This window comes from Escherichia sp. E1130, from assembly GCF_005781065.1.
GTDB lineage: Bacteria > Pseudomonadota > Gammaproteobacteria > Enterobacterales > Enterobacteriaceae > Escherichia.
Genome location: NZ_VATL01000009.1, coordinates 208621 through 230841, shown reverse-complemented (window position 1 = coordinate 230841; position 22221 = coordinate 208621). Strand labels below are relative to the sequence as shown.

Here is a 22221-nt window from a genome sequence, read left to right as displayed (position 1 = left end):
AGTCGATGATAATGGCCGCACCGCGCGGCCTTTGTATTAAATGAAACCGAGCAGAGAAAAGAACACGTATCCCGCAGCAATACAAATTACCGGCAGGATATAGAGTGAAAAAAACTGCGTGAAGATAGTATGGCGTGGAACGACAATGCGCGACTCGATCTGTTCACGCGTTAACCCCTCTTCCCCTTTAGCCTTCTCCAGAATGAGTTGATCTTCAACGCCTTCGCGCAAGAAGCGCACCTGACGACTCATGCGTGCTCCAGAGTCTTGCAACGCCAGACCGACAAAAATCAGGATAAAGATCACCCAGAACATAACGTTCACACCACCATTAAAATTGGGCGTCGGCGAGTTATACCAGAACAGATTCAAAAAAGGCGTATTCGCTTGCATCATATCGATCATGACATGGGCAAAGTCGAGCATTACCGCATTAATGCCTTCCTGGGTTTCTTGCCGGATATTCATAAACTTCAGCAAGGAAATCAACGTGGAAACAAGTGTTGGTATAAAAATCACCCAACCGAAAATCCTTTTCAAAATAGCAATGCGTCCAGCTTGTTGATACGTCATGAGTTCTCCTGGATTAAGACGCGTCGATTCACTTAGTTTACCTGTAGATATCTGTTTTCGCCCATTCTTTAAAGGCGATATGATAGGCGCTTAATCATAAGCACTGCTTAATACCTTACACATAATGCTCTAAAGGAGAGGTTGTAATGTCAACCCCACGACAGATTCTTGCTGCAATTTTTGATATGGATGGATTACTTATCGATTCCGAACCATTATGGGATCGGGCCGAACTGGATGTGATGGCAAGCCTGGGGGTGGACATCTCCCGTCGTAATGAGCTACCGGACACCTTAGGTTTACGCATCGATATGGTGGTTGATCTGTGGTATGCCCGGCAACCGTGGAATGGACCGAGTCGTCAGGAAGTGGTCGATCGGGTAATTGCCCGTGCCATTTCGCTGGTTGAAGAGACGCGTCCACTACTGCCTGGCGTGCGAGAAGCCGTTGCTTTATGTAAAGCGCAGGGCTTATTGGTTGGCCTGGCTTCAGCGTCACCGCTGCATATGCTTGAAAAAGTGCTGGCCATGTTTGACCTACGTGACAGTTTCGATGCCCTCGCCTCCGCCGAAAAATTGCCTTATAGCAAGCCACATCCGCAGGTTTATCTCGACTGTGCAGCAAAACTGGGCGTTGCCCCAGTCGCCTGCGTGGCGCTGGAAGACTCTGTTAATGGCATGATCGCCTCGAAGGCAGCTCGAATGCGCTCCATCGTCGTTCCAGCACCAGAAGCGCAAAATGATCCACGTTTTGTGTTGGCGAATGTAAAACTTTCATCCTTGACAGAACTCACCACGAAGGACCTCCTCGGCTAATAAAAAGGGGCGTGGTGACACGGCCCCTGGTTGCTTATCTGAAATCACGTTCAACTGATGATTTTATCATCATATTATGATGAAGAGTTACACCGTCACCACTTCCGCGCACTGTACAAAAACCCTATACTGTACGTATCGACAGTTTAGTGAGTTTTATCATGACGGCGGAAGGTCACCTCCTCTTTTCTATTGCTTGTGCGGTGTTTGCTAAAAATGCCGAGCTTACACCCGTGCTGGCACAGGGTGACTGGTGGCATATTGTCCCTTCCGCAATATTAACTTGTCTGTTACCGGATATTGACCATCCAAAGTCGTTTCTTGGGCAGCGATTAAAGTGGATATCAAAACCCATTGCCCGCGCTTTTGGTCACCGTGGCTTTACCCACAGTCTGCTGGCGGTGTTTGCTCTACTGGCGACCTTTTATCTGAAAGTTCCGGAAAGCTGGTTTATTCCAGCTGATGCTCTGCAAGGTATGGTTCTCGGTTATTTGAGTCATATCCTTGCTGATATGCTGACCCCTGCTGGCGTTCCCCTACTCTGGCCGTGCCGATGGCGTTTCCGTCTGCCAATTCTGGTTCCACAAAAAGGCAACCAGTTAGAACGTTTTCTCTGCATGGCGTTGTTTGTCTGGTCAGTGTGGATGCCCCATTCACTGCCCGAAAACAGTGCCGTGCGTTGGTCATCGCAAATGATTAATACCTTGCAGATCGAGTTTCATCGCCTTATTAAGCATCAGGTTGAATACTAAAAAAACAAAAATCGCTTTTCTGGAATAAGCCATTCCATTTGAATATAAGAGCCAGCTCACAGTTCTGTTAATCTTGCTTCAACACTATGGCTACTGCGTAGCGATAGAAATAATAAGATCAGGAGAACGGGGATGAACTTTCCATTAATTGCGAACATCATAGTGTTCGTTGTGCTGCTGTTTGCGCTGGCCCAAACCCGCCACAAACAGTGGAGTCTGGCCAAAAAAGTGCTGGTAGGTCTGGTGATGGGTGTGGTTTTTGGCCTTGCCCTGCATACCATTTATGGTTCTGACAGCCAGGTACTTAAAGATTCTGTTCAGTGGTTTAACATTGTCGGTAACGGCTATGTTCAGCTACTGCAAATGATCGTCATGCCGCTGGTATTTGCCTCCATTTTAAGTGCGGTTGCCCGTCTGCATAACGCGTCTCAACTAGGCAAAATCAGTTTTCTGACTATTGGTACGCTACTGTTTACCACGCTGATTGCGGCGCTGGTCGGTGTACTGGTCACTAATCTGTTTGGTCTGACAGCTGAGGGGCTGGTTCAGGGTGGCGCTGAAACTGCGCGTCTGAACGCTATCGAAAGCAACTATGTCGGTAAAGTCTCTGACCTGAGCGTTCCGCAGCTTGTCTTGTCCTTTATCCCGAAAAACCCGTTTGCCGATCTGACCGGTGCCAATCCGACGTCAATTATCAGCGTGGTAATTTTTGCGGCTTTCCTGGGCGTTGCAGCACTGAAACTGCTGAAAGATGATGCGCCGAAAGGTGAACGAGTCTTAACCGCTATCGATACGCTGCAAAGCTGGGTGATGAAACTGGTTCGCCTGGTCATGCAACTGACGCCATACGGCGTTCTGGCACTGATGACCAAAGTCGTTGCTGGCTCCAACCTGCAAGACATCATTAAACTGGGTAGCTTCGTTGTCGCGTCCTACCTCGGTCTTATCATTATGTTTGCAGTGCATGGCATTCTGCTGGGTATTAATGGCGTAAGCCCACTGAAATACTTCCGTAAAGTCTGGCCAGTGCTGACGTTTGCCTTCACCAGTCGCTCCAGTGCTGCGTCTATTCCGCTGAATGTAGAAGCACAAACGCGTCGTCTGGGTGTTCCTGAATCCATCGCCAGTTTCGCCGCTTCTTTCGGCGCGACCATTGGTCAAAACGGCTGTGCCGGGCTGTATCCGGCAATGCTGGCAGTGATGGTTGCGCCTACGGTTGGCATTAATCCGCTAGACCCAATGTGGATTGCGACACTCGTTGGTATCGTCACTGTGAGTTCAGCAGGTGTTGCAGGCGTTGGTGGCGGTGCAACATTCGCCGCACTGATTGTACTCCCTGCAATGGGCTTGCCGGTAACGCTGGTGGCATTGTTAATTTCCGTTGAACCACTTATCGATATGGGCCGTACGGCACTGAACGTCAGCGGTTCTATGACCGCAGGTACACTGACCAGCCAGTGGCTGAAGCAGACCGATAAATCCATTCTGGATAGCGAAGATGATGCCGAACTGGCTCACCGTTAACCCTTGCTTATAACGCAAAACGCCTGTCATCCCGACAGGCGTTTTTTTACTCTTCGACCTCATTCTCTTGTCGAATCTGATTCGCCCAGCGCTGGGCCGCCTCCGGCACACTAAACGCCGGTGAGCGCAAGAATGACTCCCCCACCAGAACAAACGCTACATATTTGCCACGTAATATCCAGACATCACGAAACGAATCCATTTTAATCGCATGCTCCGGCGGCGCAGGTTCCGTGCGCGGGACATAGCTAATAATCGGGCGGTTTTGCTGACGTAGCGGTTTCTTCATTACTGGCTTCACTAAACGCATATTAAAAATCAGAAAAAATGTAGTTTAGCCGATTTAGCCCACGTCCGTCCTGCTTTGCGTACATCTTCAAATACTTTCGCCGACACCACCTCCAGATCGAGACATCCCCGATGGTCTATAGTTAGAGGGTTTTTTGACCAAAAAAGCGGCCCTTTCAGCAATGAAATAAGGAGACGAGTTCAATGTCGCAACATAACGAAAAGACCCCACATCAGCACCAGTCCCCCCTGCACGACTCGAACGAAGCGAAACCAGGAATGGACTCACTGGCACCTGAGGACGGCTCTCATCGCCCAGCGGCTGAACCGACCCCGCCAGGCGCGCAGCCGACCGCGCCAGGCAGTCTGAAAGCCCCTGATACGCGTAATGAAAAACTCAATTCCCTGCAAGATGTACGTAAAGGTAGTGAAAATTATGCGCTGACCACCAATCAGGGCGTGCGCATCGCTGACGATCAAAACTCACTGCGTGCCGGTAGCCGTGGTCCAACGCTGCTGGAAGATTTTATTCTGCGCGAGAAGATCACTCACTTTGACCATGAGCGTATCCCGGAACGTATTGTTCATGCGCGAGGATCTGCGGCTCATGGTTATTTCCAGCCGTATAAAAACTTAAGCGATATTACCAAAGCCGACTTCCTGTCTGACCCGAACAAAATCACCCCAGTATTTGTCCGTTTCTCTACCGTTCAGGGTGGTGCTGGCTCGGCAGATACCGTGCGTGATATCCGCGGTTTTGCCACCAAATTCTATACTGAAGAGGGTATTTTTGACCTTGTCGGCAACAACACGCCGATCTTCTTTATTCAGGATGCGCATAAATTCCCCGATTTTGTTCATGCGGTAAAACCGGAACCGCACTGGGCGATCCCACAGGGAGGTAGCGCCCACGACACATTCTGGGATTATGTTTCCCTGCAACCGGAAACGCTGCATAACGTGATATGGGCGATGTCGGATCGCGGGATCCCGCGCAGCTACCGTACGATGGAAGGTTTCGGCATCCACACTTTCCGCCTGATTAACGCCGAAGGGAAAGCGACGTTTGTGCGTTTCCACTGGAAACCGCTGGCAGGTAAAGCCTCGCTGGTATGGGATGAAGCGCAGAAACTCACCGGACGTGACCCGGACTTCCACCGCCGTGAGCTGTGGGAAGCCATTGAAGCAGGCGATTTCCCGGAATACGAACTGGGCTTCCAGTTAATCCCGGAAGAAGACGAATTCAAGTTTGATTTCGACCTTCTCGATCCAACCAAACTTATTCCGGAAGAACTGGTGCCAGTACAGCGCGTCGGCAAAATGGTGCTTAACCGCAACCCGGATAACTTCTTTGCCGAAAACGAACAGGTAGCTTTCCATCCAGGGCATATTGTCCCCGGTCTGGATTTCACCAACGACCCGTTATTGCAGGGGCGTTTGTTCTCTTATACCGATACACAAATTAGTCGTCTTGGTGGGCCAAATTTCCATGAAATTCCGATTAACCGCCCGATCTGCCCTTACCATAATTTCCAGCGTGACGGCATGCACCGCATGGGAATCGACACCAATCCGGCAAACTACGAACCAAACTCGATCAACGACAACTGGCCGCGCGAAACACCGCCGGGGCCGAAACGCGGCGGATTTGAATCATACCAGGAACGTGTTGAAGGCAACAAAGTCCGCGAACGCAGCCCATCGTTTGGCGAATATTATTCCCATCCGCGTCTGTTCTGGCTAAGCCAGACGCCGTTTGAACAGCGCCACATTATCGACGCCTTCAGCTTTGAATTGAGCAAAGTTGCTCGTCCGTATATTCGTGAACGCGTCGTTGATCAACTGGCACATATCGATCTCGCTCTGGCGCAGGCTGTGGCGGAAAATCTCGGTATTGAACTAACTGATGAACAACTGAATATTACCCCGCCACCAGACATCAACGGTCTGAAAAATGCCCCAACATTAAGCCTGTATGCCATTCCTGACGGTGATGTCAAAGGCCGTGTGGTAGCGATTTTGCTTAATGATGAAGTGAGATCGGCAGACCTGCTGGCCATTCTCAAGGCGCTGAAAGCCAGAGGCGTTCATGCCAAGCTGCTTTATTCACGGATGGGCGAAGTAACCGCCGATGACGGCACGGTATTGCCAATTGCTGCTACCTTTGCCGGAGCGCCTTCGCTGACGGTGGATGCGGTCATTGTCCCTTGCGGTAATATTGCGGATATCGCAGACAACGGCGATGCGAACTATTACCTGATGGAAGCCTACAAACACCTTAAACCGATTGCGCTGGCGGGAGACGCCCGCAAGTTCAAAGCGACAATTAAGGTGGATGACAAAAGTGAAGAAGGGGTTGTGGAAGCCGACAGCGCCGACGGTAGTTTTATGGATGAACTGTTAACGCTAATGGCGGCGCACCGCGTCTGGTCACGTATGCCTAAGATTGACAAAATTCCGGCGTAAATATGGGTGGCGCAATTGCGCCACCTTTGCCTGACGCGCTGCGTTTATCAGGCTTACCGGATGCTCATAATGCTTTGAAATTTCAATATATTGTATGCCGAACAAGGTGTTTACGCCGCATCCGGCAAAACAGCCTTACCTACACATCCAGATAACTACCCAACCGATAACCACGCTCGGCAATGGCATACTTCAACGACGCCGACGTTAACACATCCAGTTCCGCTAACCGTGGGAAACAGTAAGCACTCTGGCGAATTGTATTATCGACAAACGCAGGATGGCACATCACTTCCAGTGAGCGTTCACCGCGATGACTGGAATCATCCAACACTTGCAGGAACAGTGATTCACTGATCTCTTCACCATAGAATGCACTACTGAAACCCTGTGAACTGCGCAGATTTGCGGGTAAATCACCGTCGTTAAATACTGGCTGGCGATCAATACGCAACGCAATCTCCTCTTCAGCCGCAAACTTCGCCACAATCGGGAAAATCTGCGGGAACATATGCACATGATGATGACTATCAAGATGTGTTGGTTTGCGGCCAAACAATTCAATGAATCGCAGATACTGGCTGGCGAGTTCCTGGGAAATTTCTGCCAGTGGTAAGGCATCATCTTCTGCCAGCTGCCAGATCCATTTCCCCAACACACCTTGCCGGGTAAGCCCAGGCATCTCAGTCAGCGGCTTACCCAGTGTAAGGACAAAGTGCATCCCAACTGCCAGACTCGGCTCATCACGACTTAACCGCACCGCATGGTCGATAGCTTCCCCATTCACCAGCGCCGTCGTTGAGGTGACAATACCATTACGACAGGCCTCGATAATGCCGTAGTTCTGGCCTTTACTTAAGCCAAAGTCATCGGCATTAACAATCAGTAAGCGTTCCATAATCAGCCTCAGTTAATGTGCTTTTTTGAGTTCTGCAATGCAGTCAGCAAAGTTTGGCAACCACTTCTCATGCGCCAGAATCATCTCTCTTGCCAGCAGTTCCGCGTCACGATCGGAATGCACCAGCGGGCTAAGGTTGAGCGCCAGTAACACATCGTTAAATTCACCGCTAAGGGCTGCGTGACTGGCGGCAATCTCAAAACCTTTGATGGTATGAATCAAGCCCATCACTTTGTCATCGAAGTGTGTAATGCGTGGATGTGGCGTCGCGCCATCGCGCCCCAGTGTACAGGTCATTTCTACCGCCCAGTCTGCCGGAATATTATCAATATGCCCATGATGCGGGATATTAACGTAATGTTCCGCTTGCTTGTCGTTGTAGATAGCATTAATCACTTCACACGCCGCATCTGAGTAATATGCCCCGCCGCGCTGTTCCAGTTCTTTCGGCTTAACTTTCAGGTCCGGATTTTTATACAGGTCAAAGAGTTGTTTCTCGACTTTCTGTACCACCTGTGCACGTGCGCCGCCTTTATAATACTCACCCATTTCAATCGCCAGCATCTCTTTTTGCTTGAAGTAATAAAGCAGATACGAGCACGGCAACAGATTCAGTGAGCGAATTAAGCCTTCGCTAAACGGCAGATCGAAAATATTTTTTACGCCAGACGCTTTTAACTGCCCGGATGCCACACCATCAAGCAATTCGGCAAAGCGAGACTTGCCATTTACCAGAACATCTTTAATAAACACCATGTGGTTCAGCCCGAACAGATCGATAGATAAATCATCGTTCTCATTCAACGCTAAAACATCGCTGATAAACATCTTCATGCCAATCGGAATATTACACACGCCGATAAAGCGTTTAAATCCGGTATGACGATAAACGGCTTCGGTGACCATTCCCGCTGGGTTCGTAAAGTTAATCACCCAGGCATTGGGGCAGAGTTCTTCAACATCTTTGACTATGTCAAAAATCACCGGAATAGTACGCAGACCTTTAAACAGGCCACCTGCACCGTTGGTTTCCTGGCCGAGATAACCATGACTTAACGGAATACGTTCATCGAGTTCGCGTGCTGGTAATTGACCTACGCGCAGCTGGGTGGTGACGAAATCGGCATCTTTCAATGCTTCGCGGCGATCAAGCGTTTTATAAAGCTTCATTGGTACACCAGCGTTATCAATCATCCGCTGGCAGAGATCGAAAATAATATCCAGCTTCGCTTTACCCTCTTCGATGTCCACCAGCCATAATTCACTCACCGGCAATTCGTGATAACGTTTAATAAACCCTTCCAGTAATTCCGGGGTATAGCTGCTCCCGCCACCAATAGTGACGACTTTTAATTTCTGGCTCATAATTTCTCCCTTCATTAGGAAATACTGATATTCGTCGTGCCTGCCGCTAAGTCAGGAATAACCCGGAAACACCAGGTTATACAGAGCAAGCATGTAAATTTAGTGTTCTGATACAATGGCTACTGATTAAATTCAGTCAATTTTTTACGATAGCTATTGGGTGTAAACGAGGTCAATTTCTTAAACGTTTTAATAAACAGACTGGGGCTACTATAACCGGCTTCAAATGCAATATCTGTTACCGAATAGTTGGTCATTTCCAGTTGTTTTTTGGCAAAATTAATGCGAATTTCATTAATAATTTGCATTGGCGTTTTGCCATAATATCGCTGGGTCGCACGCGTCAAATATTCCTGCGATTTCGCCGACAGTATCACCATATTTTCCAACGCATTTTCACTAAACTGCTCTTTATCATGCATCTTTTCAACCGTGCTTTTCAGCCACTGAGGCACATCATCAATTACCTGTTCTTCACGGTAATGACGTAAGCGGTTGATAACATAAAAAGTCACTGTCTCAACAAACTCTTCCAGCCCGGTTTCACGGAAATTCAGTGAAGAGATGACCGTTTCCACATAGGTGAGAAAAGCGCTATTGGTCCGGTATACCTGTGATGCGACAAAGCAATAAGGCAACAACGGCAGATAATGCTGCTCAAAAAAACGTTTGCTGATCCCAACATTTAATATACGCGTGGCGCCAAACTCATAAAAACTTTGATGGTGCGAGCCCAACGGAATAAAGACAAAATCGCCCCGCTCCAGCAACACGCGTTTACCGTTTATCTCCTGGTAATAACGACCAGTTAACACCAGGGTGAATTCATAATAGTCGTGTTGATGCAGCCCACTGATACTCTCAGTTTTGTTGTAGATAAACACATGGAAGTTTTTGCCATTAAACAGTTGTTGTTCACGGGCTGTGGCAATTTCCGGCGCGTTAATCACTGACTGCATCATCAACTCCTTATGCCTTCAATTTTTCATGAAGCTCAATTAATTCGCTAATCAGTTCACGTGCAAGCATTGAGGTCATTAAATGATCCTGAGCGTGGACCAGCACCAGACTCACTTTCATCTTACCTTCGCCCGCATCGCCTTCAATCAGTTTCGTCTGTACCAGATGCGCTTCATTCAACGCCATTCGTGACTGATCCATCATCGCTTTTGCTGCCGCAAAATCGCCCTGCTTTGCCTGTTTCAGCGCCGCATACGCCAGACTACGCGCCTGCCCGGAGTTGATGATAAGCCCCATCACCACTTCTTCCAGTTCTTCGGCTTCGGTTTGCGTATCCGGGATATTGTCGAGATCCATCATACTCAGTTCCTCACTTTCCTTACCCGGCACAGCGTTACCTGTGCCGATATCGATTAAAATTTCAGCGCGTTAGCAATATCTTCTTCACTCTCTTCTTTATCAATCACGTTTTGTGCTTTGTTAGCCACCACAACAAATGGCAGATAAATCAGCGTGGCGATACCGAGGTTGAAGAGTGCGACCAGTAAGGCGGCGACGCTACCGTTGGTGTTAAAGAAGGCTCCCAGACCGGTTGGCATGGTCCACGGCGCAATGTTGGTCACTGGTGGAATAATGCCCATGTAATATGCCGCCAGGGTAATTGCCGCCAGAATCGGTTGTACCAGCACAAACGGGATAAACATCACCGGGTTCATAATAATCGGCAGACCAAACAGAATCGGTTCGTTAATCTGGAAGATGCCGGACGGCAGAGCCAGTTTTGCCACCTGACGATAATCAGCACGGCGAGAAGCAATAAAGATAGCCAAAATCAGGCCCAGGGTCGCGCCACTACCACCGAGGAAAATAAAGGAGTCCAGCATCGGCTTGGCCCAGATATGGAAGGTCTTACCGGCAGCTAATGCCGCTTCGACGGAACCATATTGCTGGTAGGTCGCAATGTTTTCCAACGCCCACGGCGTCATGATGCCGTTGTCCAGTGCAGTCAGCGCCAGCGCGCCGTGAATACCGAAGAACCACAGCAGTGGAACAAAAATCACATACGCCCAGCCGACCACACTGCCCAACGATGCCAGCGGCGTCGAGATAGTATCCATAATGATCTGATGGAAGTTTGTGCCCCAGGTCGTCAGCGCCCAGGCAATAATCCCCATCACGGAAAGAATAATAAAGCCGGGAATCAATGCAGAGAAAGAACGCGATACCGACGCAGGTACGCTATCGGGCAGTCGAATTACCCAGTTGCGGCGGACAATAAAGGTAAACATTTCTGCCACCACCAGGCCGATAATAATCCCGGAGATGATATTCGCGCCGCCTAACCAATTAGCGCCGACGGCATAAGCCTCGCCGACGCTATAAGGCGTGACGGTCATAAACGCCGCAACGGATAACAATCCCGCTGCCAGCGCATCGACTTTACGCTCTTCTGCCAACGCCATGCCGATAAAGAACGGTGCCATTAAAGACATAATCCCCAATGTTCCGTTATAAACATTTCCGCCAATACCTTTCAGACCATTGAGTGTTTCAATGGTCGAGGCGTCGAGGCGAATACCTAAGGAATAAAAAAACGACCCCTCCCCAAAGCTAAGGAAAACGTTATTAATTAATACAAACATCGCCCCTGCGAGGGTTAACGGCATTAAGCGAATAAAACCGTTTTTGATTGCATTAACGTGCGGCTGCTTTCCTATTTTAACTGCAAAAGGGAGGAGTACCTTTTCAAGCGATGCAATAACATTACTCATAGAAAAATACCCTTAAAAACCGCAAATTAAATATCGCGGTATAGATTTATGAAATAACTCTTTGACGGGAAAATTTAAAAATTAATTTGCTGCGGCTTTTTTAATTGCTGCAACTGCAGCCTTAAGCACGCCTAAACCATCGACTTTGCCATATAACAGCGAGTCAATTACTTCCACCGGTTTATTGGGTAACAAACGCTGAATTTCGGGCAACATATAAGCAATCTGTGGCCCTAATAAAACGACATCGGCATTCAGCCCTTTTTCACCAGCCAGCGTTTCTGGAAATGCTTCAATAATGACCGGAACTTCATATTTTTCTGCCTGAGCGCGCATTTTTGATACCAGTAAAGAGGTAGACATGCCCGCAGAACAAAACAGATAAATGTGTTTCTTTTCCATAAAACTGCCCTCATCAACGATTATCTGTCAGCCAGACACTCCGCAAGCCTTCACCTGCTTCCATGCTCTGGGTAACTTGCGAAACCAACATGACTTTTTTTGGTGGCTGAAAAGAGTATACGGTATTGACCTGAGCAATAGTATTTCTTTGACTATACAAATTGTCTCTCCTTGACCTGCTGTTATGACCACCTTCACATTTCGGTTAAATAATTCGCGTCAACAAATAAGAACACGCGCATAAAAAAACCGGCACAATGGCCGGTTTTCGTTGTGACTCAAGCTTTCAGATGAAGGAATTACTTCGCAGCCTGCGGATCAGTGTCGTATTCGGCACAGGTCTGATAGCCGGTATTGATCACATGCCCGGTATCATCTAACGCGACAAAATAGGTTTCTGCTTTACCATCACGTTGACCCAGAATGTAGGTCTGGCAAGTACCACGAGCATGGATCATGCTCACTTCAGACGAAGGTTTACCCGCAATTTGTGCAACCTGCGCCCGGCTCATGCCTTTTTTGACGTCTTTCACCACAGGCTGTACAAACTGGTCTTTGGTACGATCATACGCCGTACAACCTGCCAGCATGGTTAATACCGCCGCTGCACCCAGAATTCCTGCCATATTCTTGTTCATATTCCGTCCTCTTGTTTATCAGCGTGTTAGATAAGCCTGGAATACATCGGGGGCTTTTTCAAGCCTGAGAGCGAAACGGTTTCGCTTTCAGAGGATTCCTGTATGACGTTTTAACCACCATTCAACCTGCTGTCGCTTGTCGTTTCTGTAGCAACGGGTTAGCTTTAAGGAAGTTTTATTTTTCTGTCTGGAGGGGTTCAATGACATTGCAGCAACAAATAATAAAGGCGCTGGGCGCAAAACCGCAGATTAATGCTGAAGAGGAAATTCGTCGTAGCGTCGATTTTCTGAAAAGCTATCTACAAACCTACCCGTTCATTAAATCACTGGTACTCGGCATTAGCGGTGGTCAGGACTCTACCCTTGCCGGTAAGTTGTGTCAGATGGCAATTAATGAACTGCGCCAGGAAACCGGTAATGAATCACTGCAATTTATCGCCGTGCGCCTGCCCTACGGTGTTCAGGCCGACGAACAAGATTGCCAGGACGCCATTGCCTTTATTCAGCCGGATCGCGTATTAACCGTCAATATCAAGGGCGCGGTACTCGCCAGTGAACAGGCATTGCGGGAAGCGGGTATCGAACTGAGCGATTTTGTGCGTGGCAATGAAAAAGCACGTGAGCGGATGAAAGCGCAATACAGCATTGCGGGTATGACTAATGGCGTCGTAGTTGGCACCGATCATGCGGCAGAAGCCATTACTGGATTCTTCACTAAATATGGTGATGGTGGCACAGACATTAACCCTCTGTATCGTCTGAACAAACGTCAGGGTAAACAGTTACTGGCGGCGTTAGGTTGCCCTGAGCATCTCTATAAGAAGGCCCCAACAGCCGACCTGGAAGATGACCGCCCGTCACTGCCAGATGAAGTCGCGCTCGGCGTAACGTATGAAAATATCGATGACTATCTGGAAGGGAAAAATGTCCCGGAACAGGTCGCCAGAACGATTGAGAACTGGTATCTGAAAACCGAGCATAAACGCCGCCCACCCATTACGGTTTTCGATGATTTCTGGAAAAAATAAACAGTGCGGCCTCCCCGCCTGAGATTGTCGACACCAAATACTTTATTCATGCCGGATGTGGCGTAACCGCCTTATCCGGCCTGCAAAACTTTGCAAATTCAATACATTGCAGGAATCGAGTAGGCCTGATAAGCGTAGCGCATCTGGCAGTTTAAATTTGTCATCGGCCTTGCCTCTTTTTTAATCGCCACCCACCCGCTATACTGGATAAATGACCAGCACTCGGAGTAAACAGTGGTACGGCGTTTAACTTCCCCGCGGCTCGAATTTGAAGCGGCGGCAATTTATGAATATCCCGAACATTTACGTTCATTTCTTACTGACTTACCCACCCGACCCGGTGTGTATCTGTTTCATGGCGAAAGTAACACTATGCCGCTCTATATCGGCAAAAGCGTTAACATCCGCAGCCGCGTCCTTTCCCATTTACGTACCCCGGATGAAGCGGCCATGCTGCGACAATCCCGACGCATTAGCTGGATATGTACCGCGGGCGAAATCGGCGCTCTGCTCCTTGAAGCGCGTCTAATCAAAGAGCAACAGCCTTTGTTTAATAAACGGTTGCGCCGCAATCGTCAGCTCTGCGCCCTGCAACTGAATGAAAAACGCGTAGATGTGGTGTACGCCAAAGACGTGGATTTTTCTACTGCGCCAAACCTGTTTGGCCTGTTTGCCAATCGCCGCTCGGCATTACAGGCATTACAGACAATCGCCGATGAACAAAAGCTCTGTTATGGCCTGCTCGGGCTGGAACCGTTAAGCCGCGGCCGTGCTTGCTTTCGGTCGGCGCTAAAACGTTGCGCCGGAGCGTGCTGCGGAAAAGAGAGCCATGAAGATCATGCTCAACGTCTGCTCCAGTCGCTGGAACGTTTGCGGGTGATCTGCTGGCCGTGGCAAGGGGCGGTTGCGTTGAAAGAACAGCACCCGGAAATGACCCAATACCATATTATTCATAACTGGCTGTGGCTGGGGGCAGTTAATTCGCTGGAAGAGGCGGCAACGTTGATCCGTACGCCTGCCGGATTCGATCACGATGGTTATAAAATTCTTTGTAAACCACTACTTTCCGGTCGCTATGAAATTACTGAACTTGATCCGGTGAATGGCCTGCAAGCCAGTTAATTTCACTGAACAGCAGTTTGCCTTGCGGTTGCAAAAGCCGCAGGGTGTGTTTGCCATCGTACCAGCACGCGCCCTGGTCGGTGGTTAACAATTTTTCGCCCAGTTGCCATGCCCCGCTAATCACAAACACCACCCCGCCGCGTGAGCCAAAAGTGGTGAACGTGCGATCGGCAATTCTGACTTTAGCCTTACAGGCATCCATGCGCGTCATAATGTTGAAATCCATCGACATCTGCCCTTCCGTCAGTTTCGCTTTTACCACCTGGTCCGCCGCAAAAGCAAAAGGCTGTAACGGCTTTAAGGTATGGCTAAAACGGTCTGCGCTTTCAAGAAGCATCTCACCGCCTTCCAGCAGAGTCACACTTCTTTCCATCCCAGGAAATAAAGAAAATTCACCATTGGCCGCAATGGACGCAATGCTGGCACGCCAGTAAAAATCACGTTTCGCAGGGGGAAAACTACAGATCTCACGAGTTTCACCGGCAGCGTTTCGCCACAGGTTCACCGACATTTTACGCATATCAAAGTATTCCATACTCGCTCCGGGCATGCTCTTTTCATTGTTATCGCTCAGGCAACCGTGGATTGTTATCGGCAACTCGTATGATTTACCTTAACGTTTTCGCAAAAATGACAGGCACAGGCGCATAAAAGAAAACCGCCGATCCTGTCCACCGCCTTACTGCAAGGTAGTGGACAAGACCGGCGGTCTTAAGTTTTTTGGCTGAAAGATTATTCAGCAGTTGCAGGCATTTTACCTTTTCCCGCTGGGCGTTCTGTCAGACGCTTCTCAAAATTAGCATTAAATTGCTTTTTCTGCTCCGGCGTCAGGATGTTGTAAATCTTGTTCTGGGTTTCCATATGCGCCAGCATGTTAGCTTTGCGCTGTTCTTCCATTTTAGCAATCTGCGCTTCAGCTTTTGCTTTGTCGAAAGTATCGCTGGCGATGATGTCATGCATTGCGCGGCGTTCTTCCAGCGGCGGACGTTTCATCTGGTCACGCTGGCCTTTCATAATTTCACGAATCTGCTGTTTCTGCGCGTCGGTCAGGTTCAGGTCTTTGAACATCATGTCCTGATGCGGACCGAACTTGCCTTTATGGTGCATCATCGGCTTCGCGTCAGCCGGTGCTGCGGTAGTGGTGTCAGCGGCGTGGGCCAGGTTAGCCGCGCCAAGAGCCAGGGTAGAGGCAACAAACAGTGCAGTTAATTTACGCATATTCTATATCCTTCCTTTCAGTTATTTGTTACGGCTTTCTTAAGTAACGTGCCGTGTTGACGAGATTAACTTTACTGAGTTTAGCGTCAATTAATCAGAGCAACGGTAAATCAATGAAAGTATAAAAAACATTTTTTCGCCAATTATGGAGAAAAAAAGAAAAATTGAAGGAAATTGATGAATAAATATTACAACACAATGATTTTGCAGAAATTATGAAGGACTATACCTGATAAATGGCGATAAATAAAGCAAACATCCAGGATTAATCCGTATTATTCCGAAAGTCGTTATTAAATACCCGCAGAAACCTTTCTGCGGGCAAGTGTTAGGTTATTTTTTCCAGCATTAATCCCGCGCGTAATCCCAACGCCACCAATGGATTGGGGAATAGCACATATTCAATATCATGAGTCACGGTAAAACGTTCCTCATCATCCTGCGCCAATAACGTTCCTTTCTTAAACGGCGTGAAATTCAGCGTCTCGCTCGCCATATGCAACTCGAAGGCAGCAGTGTGACGGGTAATCTGCGAAACCACCCGGTAACGCTGGGGCAGTTTTCTCTCTATACCGACACTTGCCCCTGCTAACAGCGCAGCAATTGCATTGGTGGTTGGCGCAAACTGACGAAGATCGTTTTGCCCAAACGGCAGTGCTTTGCCTAGCTCCAGCGTACACGCCAGTGCGCCAAAATGTTGGCAGCTGAAATGGGTAAACGTGCCGCCGGGCGCCTGATGAAATACCAACGCCTCTAGCCCTGCCGCGCCCAGCCATGTCAGAAAACTTTCGTCCCAGGGATTTTCTCGTTGCGGTAAAACACCAAACCGCTGGTGGTACGAGCCGCGGATGGCTGTATGCAGATCAAGATGCCAGCGAACTGACTCCTTCCCCTGCTGATAAAAATCTTCCAGGCACTGTTCCAGCTCGCGGGCGCGGCAGGTTTCGCTGCTTTCGGCAAATTGCTGCCAGCGTCCGCCAAACATCCGGTTCATATCGCTATGGCAATAACGCTTTCCTTGCTTGAGCGCAGGGGGATTTCCGAGGATTGCCAACAAGCGCCAGCGTAACTTAATTTCACCGTGATAAATTGCGCCAAGTAAGGCGTCCAGCATTTCTACAGGCGCCGTTTCATTACCGTGGATCCCCGCCGAAATTACCAACGCGCCTTGCGGTGGGATTAATGGCGTCAGTTCCAGCACGCCATCCCCCAGCCAGCGCCAGCGAATACCGTTGATTTCTCTCTCGGTGATGACAGGTTTTTTACCCTCTAATGTCAGAGTGAGAAAATTATCCATTCTCCCCTCCCTCACGCTGGAACGGATAAACCGAACCGAGATTCAATAATTGAGTCAACGCATCCAGTGCTTCCCGCCCTTCGCGCAGCAATTGCGGGTCGGCCAGATCGGCAGCACTCAGACGATCGCGGTAGTAACGATCCACCCAGTCATTGAGCGCATTAAACAGCGTATCGTTCATCATCACCGCCGGATTCACCGCCTGACGTTCTTCATCCGTCAACACAACGCGCAAACGCAGGCACGCAGGGCCTCCGCCGTTCGCCATGCTTTCGCGCAAATCAAAAACTTTTAGTGAGCTTATCGGGTTATCCGCAGCAAGGAGTTCATTGAGATAACGCCATACTCCGGCGTGTTCCCGACACTCCTGTGGCAGCACCAGCATCATCGAACCATCATCGCGACTCAACAACTGGCTGTTAAACAGATAGGTCGAGACAGCATCCGGAACGGAAACCTGCGACGTCGGTACTTCTATCGCCATAAAGCCGTTGACCCGCGAACGCAGGTTTGCCAGTAATTGCGCCTGGCGAGCGAACGCCTGTTGATGGCAAAACAGCACCTGACGGTTACTCACGGCAATCACGTCATTATGAAAAACGCCCTGGTCGATAACGTCCGGGTTTTGCTGGGCGAAAATCACCTGCTGCGGATTAACCTGATTCAGCCTGGCTACCGCCTCGCTGGCTTCGCGGGTCTGCCGCGCCGGATATCGGGAAGGCCGCGTACCGTTACCCTCTTCTCGCCCGTAAACAAAAATCTGCATGCCCGGTTCGCCGTAATGACCGCCGAGGCGATTGTGGTTTGCCGCCCCTTCGTCACCGAGCATCGCCACCTGTGGCAACGCCGAATGGATGGTGAATTTCTCTTTATCGTTAAAAATGGCGTTTAACAGCGATTCGGTGACGGGGGCTTCCAGCGAACGGTGAAATTTATTGTTCAGGTTGGCGACCGTGAAATGTACTTTGCCATCCAGCGTATCGGCGGATGGCGCTACCGTGGCCGCATTAGCTACCCACATTGGCGATGCTGAACTGACGCTGGAAAGCCAGTGTGGTGCCTGGCGGGCAACCTTTTCCAGTACCTGCTCATCGCTGCCGCTGAATCCCAACTGACGCAGCACCGGAATAAACGGTCGCTCGTGCGGCGGGATCACCGCCTGGGGAAATCCCGCATCGGCAAGGGCTTTCATTTTCAGTAAGCCTTGCTTCGCCGCCAGTCGTGGATTCGATACCTGAAAACGATGACTGGTGGAGGCTTCATTACCAAACGACAGGCCAGCGTAATGGTGCGTCAGCCCCACCAATCCATCGAAATTGACTTCCCAGGCATTCATCGCGCCACCTCATCGGAAAAATCCAGCCCGGGGTTAAGCGTTGCGGGCAACGTTAACGAGTCCGACTCCAGGCTCGCCATCGGCCAGGCACAATAATCCGCCGCATACCAGGCGCTGGGGCGATGGTTGCCGGAAGCGCCAATGCCGCCGAATGGTGCTGTACTGGCGGCTCCGGTAAGCGGTTTATTCCAGTTAACAATCCCTGCCCGCGCTTCCAGTAACAGTTGCTCAAACTTTTCCCGTTTTGGGGAAACCAGCCCACAAGAGAGGCCAAAGCGGGTGTTATTCGCCATCTTTATCGCCCCATCAAAAGTGTCATAACGCCATACGCGAAGTAGCGGCCCAAACACTTCTTCATCCGGCACGCCTGAAACGCCCGTCATTTCAACGATCCCCGGCGTCAGCAGCGATGTTCCCGCTTGGAGCAAACGTGGCGCAAGCAGCGTTTGCCCGCCCAATGCTTCCAGTTCCTGCCAGGCAGTAACAACCTGCTGTGCGGCCTGTTCAGAAATCAGCCCACCAATAAACGGCTGCGGTTCGTCATCCCATTTCCCCGGCGTTAACCGCTGGCTGACGGCAACAAGGCGAGCAAGAAACGCATCGCCCTGCGCCCCGCTTTTCACCAATAAACGGCGGGCGCAGGTGCAGCGTTGCCCGGCAGTGACAAATGCCGACTGGATAGTCAGATGGACAGCGGCGTCGATATCCACCACGTCATCAATAATCAGCGGGTTATTGCCGCCCATTTCGAGGGCAAGAATTTTTTCCGGCTGACCGGAAAGCTGGCGATGTAACTGGTAGCCGGTATTGGCGCTGCCGGTAAACAGCAAGCCGTCGAGATCCTCCAGCGCACTGAGTGCCTGACCGGTTTCGCGCCCACCTTGCACCAGGTTCAGCACGCCCGACGGCAAGCCTGCCTGCTGCCATAAACGCATGACTGCCTCGCCGCTCCAGGGGGTTAGTTCGCTGGGTTTAAAGATTATCGTGTTACCTGCCAGCAGCGCCGGAACGATATGCCCGTTAGGCAGATGCCCGGGGAAATTGTACGGTCCAAACACCGCCAGCACGCCATGTGGACGATGCCGCAAGCTCGCCGCTCCATCCGGCATTTCGCTGCGCTGCTCGCCCGTGCGAGCGTGATACGCCTTGATTGATATCGCGATCTTATTGATCATCGCCGTCACTTCGGTTGCCGCTTCCCAACGCGGTTTGCCGGTTTCTCTGGCAATAATCGCCGTTAATTCGGCTTTGTTGCTTTCCAGCAGTACAGCAAATCGTTCAACTCTTACCTGACGATCGCCAAAAGAGAGCCGCGCCCAACGCGGAAACGCTGCACGAGCGGCCCGACAAGCCTGCTCAACCTGAGCAGCATCGGCATCATTGCCCTGCCATAACACCTCGCCCGATACCGGATTACGCTTCACGCGCTGTGCGCCCTGGCCCGTCACCCAGTCACCGTTGATCCATAAAGTCATGCTGTTTTCTCCTCTGCACACAGGCGCACCAGACGAACGCGATCCCCGGCGTGGCATTTGAGGGCATCCAGTTGTGCGGCGGTTAAAATCAAACGTTCGGTCGCCGGATCGGCTCGCACCAGCAACACGCGGAAATGGTGATAATTTTCATTGGCGACCAGGCAAGCCGGAAAATCGCCCTGTGCAGGTTGTCCTTCCGCTACTTCAACCAGCCGACTTTTGCGGATAGCGCGAACGCGGTCAATGTCACACTCCAGCGTCGGCCCGCCGTCGAAAATGTCGATATAGTTGCGGTAGCGAAAGCCCTCTTTTTCCAGCACCGCCCGCGCGGGCGCAGTTTGCGGATGAACCTGACCGATGACGTCCTGGGCTTCCTGGGATAAAAAGTCCGTATAGATCGGATGTTTCGGCATCAGTTCTGCAATAAATGCCTTTTGCCCGGTGCCGCAGAGAAAATCGGCGCGGCTAAAATCCATCGAAAAGAAGCGTTTACCGAGGCTTTGCCAGAACGGTGAATAGCCGTGTTCGTCAATCACCCCGCGCATTTCCGCGACCACTTTGTCATTAAACTTGTCGCGAAAAGCCGCCATAAACATAAAGCGCGATTTCGACAGCAAATAGCCGTTGCCCTCTTTGCGCCAGTCCGGGTCGAGAAACAGCGTGCACAGCTCGCTGCTGCCGGTGTGATCGTTACTGAGAAACAGCGTCGGCAACGCGTTATAGACATTCAGCTCTTTTGAGGCGTGGACCAGCGTGCCGACGCGATAGTTGTACCAGGGATCGTTCAGCCCAACTGCCACCTCTATGGCGCAAATTCCCGCCACAGTACCTGTTTCACTCTCTTCCAGCACAAACACATAGCCCTGCTCGCTTTTGGGCAGTTCGCCCTGCCAGGTTTTGATTGCCCTTTCGATACGTGCCGAAAGCGTGGCTTCATTGGCGGGAAGCGACGTCAGGCCGCCGCCCGTTTTGCTGGCAAGCTGCATCAGTGCTGAGACATCTGATCGCTCAACGGGACGGATGACCATCATGATGAACCTCGGCTAACAAAGTGTTCGCAAGCAGCTGCAAAGCGATCCAGTCCGGTCGTCACCTCTTCTTCGCTGACATTCAGTGCAGGCGCAAAACGCACCACGTTGCCACCCGCAATCAGTACCATCACGCCCGCTTTCGCCGCTTCCTGAGAGATCTGTTTCGCTTGCCCGGCGTAATCGGCATTCAGCACACAGCCAATCAGCAGACCTAAGCCGCGAATTTCACTGAACAAACCGCAGCGGTGATTAATGGTATGAAGACGCTCAACAAACCAGTCGTGACGCTGTTTAACCCCGTTAAGTATTTCTGGCGTGTTGATGAGATCCAGCACTTTGCCTGCTACCGTCGAGGCCAGTGGATTGCCGCCATAGGTGGTGCCGTGGGTGCCAACGGTCATCACGCTGGCGCATTCTTCGGTTGCCAACAACGCACCGACCGGGAAACCGCCGCCCAGCGCTTTGGCGGTGGTTAACAGATCGGGCGTCACGCCGTAGTGCATATAGGCATACAGTTCCCCGGTGCGCCCGACGCCCGTTTGTACTTCATCAAAAATCAGCAAAGCATTGTGGCGGTCACACAATTCACGCAGACCTTGTAAAAACGCGTTGCTGGCGGGTACCACACCGCCTTCCCCCTGGATGGGCTCGACAATCACCGCACAGGTAGAGTCGTCAATCAGCGCGCTGGCAGAGTTAATATCGTTATATGCAGCATGACGAATATCCGGCGGCAGTGGCGCAAAATCCTGTGAATAGGCTGGCTGCCCGCCTGCGCTGACGGTAAACAGCGTGCGACCATGAAACGCATTTTTGAACGCCACGATGCCGCTCTTATGGCTGCCGTAGCGGTCGTGAGCGAATTTACGCGCCAGTTTTAGCGCCGCTTCGTTGGCTTCCGCACCGGAGTTACAAAAGAAGACGCGATCGGCAAACGTGGCGTCGATTAATTTTTTCGCCAGTCGCAGTACCGGCTCGTTGGTGTAACCGTTGCCGGTATGCCAGAACTTACTCGCCTGTTCGTTCAGCGCCTCGCGCAGTTCGGGATGCGCATGGCCCAGCGCGTTCACCGCAATGCCACCTGCGAAGTCGATATACTCTTTCCCCTGCTGATCCCACAAGCGCGAACCTTCGCCACGTACCGGTATAAACGGTGCCGGAGCGTAAACAGGTATCATCCATTCATCAAAGTTTTCACGCGTAATTGGCTGAGACATAGCGACCTCTACAGTAAATAGTTCGTTATTTATATGTTAATAAT

At 50.5% G+C, this 22221-nt stretch carries 22 protein-coding genes; 6 read left to right on the top strand and 16 right to left on the bottom strand.

The window, feature by feature from the left end:
- Positions 1-36: 36 nt before the first annotated feature.
- On the bottom strand, positions 37-573 hold the full coding sequence (locus FEK66_RS10350) for a YniB family protein (RefSeq protein ID WP_130208294.1): 537 nt from the start codon (positions 571-573) through the stop codon (positions 37-39).
- Between the two features lie 146 nt (positions 574-719).
- On the opposite strand from FEK66_RS10350, the gene hxpB reads away from it, so the two are divergent.
- The 3 genes from hxpB to tcyP all read left to right on the top strand — a co-directional run bounded on the left by hxpB (position 720) and on the right by tcyP (position 3664).
- Entirely contained in the window at positions 720-1388 is a 669-nt protein-coding gene (hxpB, locus tag FEK66_RS10345; protein WP_135494006.1) for a hexitol phosphatase HxpB, read from the top strand.
- A 161-nt stretch (positions 1389-1549) separates the two neighbouring features.
- A complete protein-coding gene (locus FEK66_RS10340; protein ID WP_064529159.1) occupies positions 1550-2140 on the top strand; it encodes a metal-dependent hydrolase in 591 nt (196 codons plus the stop codon).
- Positions 2141-2272: 132 nt separating this feature from the next.
- The gene (tcyP, locus tag FEK66_RS10335; protein WP_064529160.1) at positions 2273-3664 is read left to right on the top strand and encodes a cystine/sulfocysteine:cation symporter; all 1392 of its coding nucleotides are present in this window, start codon (positions 2273-2275) and stop codon (positions 3662-3664) included.
- 46 nt (positions 3665-3710) lie between these two features.
- Here the strand turns inward: tcyP and cedA are convergent, their stop codons facing one another.
- Positions 3711-3974, bottom strand: a complete 264-nt coding sequence (cedA, locus tag FEK66_RS10330; RefSeq protein WP_130208300.1) for a cell division activator CedA — start codon at positions 3972-3974, stop codon at positions 3711-3713.
- Positions 3975-4156: 182 nt separating this feature from the next.
- On the opposite strand from cedA, the gene katE reads away from it, so the two are divergent.
- Positions 4157-6418, top strand: a complete 2262-nt coding sequence (gene katE, locus FEK66_RS10325) for a catalase HPII (RefSeq protein ID WP_135494008.1) — start codon at positions 4157-4159, stop codon at positions 6416-6418.
- Between the two features lie 139 nt (positions 6419-6557).
- Here katE and chbG read toward each other — a convergent pair whose 3' ends face one another.
- The 7 genes from chbG to osmE all read right to left on the bottom strand — a co-directional run bounded on the left by chbG (position 6558) and on the right by osmE (position 12453).
- The gene (gene chbG, locus FEK66_RS10320) at positions 6558-7316 is read right to left on the bottom strand and encodes a chitin disaccharide deacetylase (RefSeq protein WP_135494010.1); all 759 of its coding nucleotides are present in this window, start codon (positions 7314-7316) and stop codon (positions 6558-6560) included.
- A 12-nt stretch (positions 7317-7328) separates the two neighbouring features.
- Positions 7329-8681: a 6-phospho-beta-glucosidase gene (gene celF / locus FEK66_RS10315; protein ID WP_130259850.1), complete on the bottom strand. Its 1353-nt coding sequence runs from the start codon at positions 8679-8681 to the stop codon at positions 7329-7331.
- Between the two features lie 119 nt (positions 8682-8800).
- A complete protein-coding gene (gene chbR / locus FEK66_RS10310; protein ID WP_171021378.1) occupies positions 8801-9643 on the bottom strand; it encodes a transcriptional regulator ChbR in 843 nt (280 codons plus the stop codon).
- A gap of 7 nt (positions 9644-9650) precedes the next feature.
- Complete coding sequence (gene chbA / locus FEK66_RS10305) at positions 9651-10001, bottom strand: PTS N,N'-diacetylchitobiose transporter subunit IIA (protein ID WP_064529165.1); 351 nt, start codon at positions 9999-10001, stop codon at positions 9651-9653.
- Between the two features lie 53 nt (positions 10002-10054).
- Complete coding sequence (gene chbC / locus FEK66_RS10300) at positions 10055-11413, bottom strand: PTS N,N'-diacetylchitobiose transporter subunit IIC (RefSeq protein WP_130208308.1); 1359 nt, start codon at positions 11411-11413, stop codon at positions 10055-10057.
- Between the two features lie 81 nt (positions 11414-11494).
- Positions 11495-11815: a PTS N,N'-diacetylchitobiose transporter subunit IIB gene (gene chbB, locus FEK66_RS10295; RefSeq protein WP_000412160.1), complete on the bottom strand. Its 321-nt coding sequence runs from the start codon at positions 11813-11815 to the stop codon at positions 11495-11497.
- Positions 11816-12114: 299 nt separating this feature from the next.
- Positions 12115-12453: an osmotically-inducible lipoprotein OsmE gene (gene osmE / locus FEK66_RS10290; RefSeq protein WP_064529167.1), complete on the bottom strand. Its 339-nt coding sequence runs from the start codon at positions 12451-12453 to the stop codon at positions 12115-12117.
- A 200-nt stretch (positions 12454-12653) separates the two neighbouring features.
- On the opposite strand from osmE, the gene nadE reads away from it, so the two are divergent.
- Entirely contained in the window at positions 12654-13481 is an 828-nt protein-coding gene (gene nadE, locus FEK66_RS10285; protein WP_064529168.1) for an ammonia-dependent NAD(+) synthetase, read from the top strand.
- Between the two features lie 234 nt (positions 13482-13715).
- Positions 13716-14603 (top strand): excinuclease Cho, encoded by an 888-nt coding sequence (gene cho, locus FEK66_RS10280; protein WP_130208310.1) that lies wholly within the window; start codon positions 13716-13718, stop codon positions 14601-14603.
- On the opposite strand, the gene ves is transcribed toward cho, so the two are convergent.
- The 7 genes from ves to astC form a co-directional block, all read right to left on the bottom strand.
- Positions 14563-15138, bottom strand: coding sequence for an environmental stress-induced protein Ves (gene ves / locus FEK66_RS10275; RefSeq protein WP_130208312.1), 576 nt, complete (start codon positions 15136-15138; stop codon positions 14563-14565). The two genes, cho and ves, sit on opposite strands and share 41 nt — an antisense overlap.
- Before the next feature lie 197 nt (positions 15139-15335).
- Positions 15336-15821, bottom strand: a complete 486-nt coding sequence (spy, locus tag FEK66_RS10270) for an ATP-independent periplasmic protein-refolding chaperone Spy (RefSeq protein WP_130208314.1) — start codon at positions 15819-15821, stop codon at positions 15336-15338.
- Positions 15822-16149: 328 nt separating this feature from the next.
- Positions 16150-17118, bottom strand: a complete 969-nt coding sequence (gene astE, locus FEK66_RS10265) for a succinylglutamate desuccinylase (protein WP_135494012.1) — start codon at positions 17116-17118, stop codon at positions 16150-16152.
- Positions 17111-18454, bottom strand: a complete 1344-nt coding sequence (gene astB / locus FEK66_RS10260) for an N-succinylarginine dihydrolase (RefSeq protein WP_130208318.1) — start codon at positions 18452-18454, stop codon at positions 17111-17113. Before astB ends, astE begins: the two co-directional genes overlap by 8 nt.
- The gene (gene astD, locus FEK66_RS10255; RefSeq protein WP_135494014.1) at positions 18451-19929 is read right to left on the bottom strand and encodes a succinylglutamate-semialdehyde dehydrogenase; all 1479 of its coding nucleotides are present in this window, start codon (positions 19927-19929) and stop codon (positions 18451-18453) included. Before astD ends, astB begins: the two co-directional genes overlap by 4 nt.
- The gene (gene astA / locus FEK66_RS10250; RefSeq protein WP_130208322.1) at positions 19926-20960 is read right to left on the bottom strand and encodes an arginine N-succinyltransferase; all 1035 of its coding nucleotides are present in this window, start codon (positions 20958-20960) and stop codon (positions 19926-19928) included. The genes astD and astA overlap by 4 nt, the downstream gene beginning before the upstream one ends.
- Positions 20957-22177 (bottom strand): succinylornithine/acetylornithine transaminase, encoded by a 1221-nt coding sequence (gene astC, locus FEK66_RS10245; protein WP_135494016.1) that lies wholly within the window; start codon positions 22175-22177, stop codon positions 20957-20959. The genes astA and astC overlap by 4 nt, the downstream gene beginning before the upstream one ends.
- Positions 22178-22221: the final 44 nt, after the last annotated feature.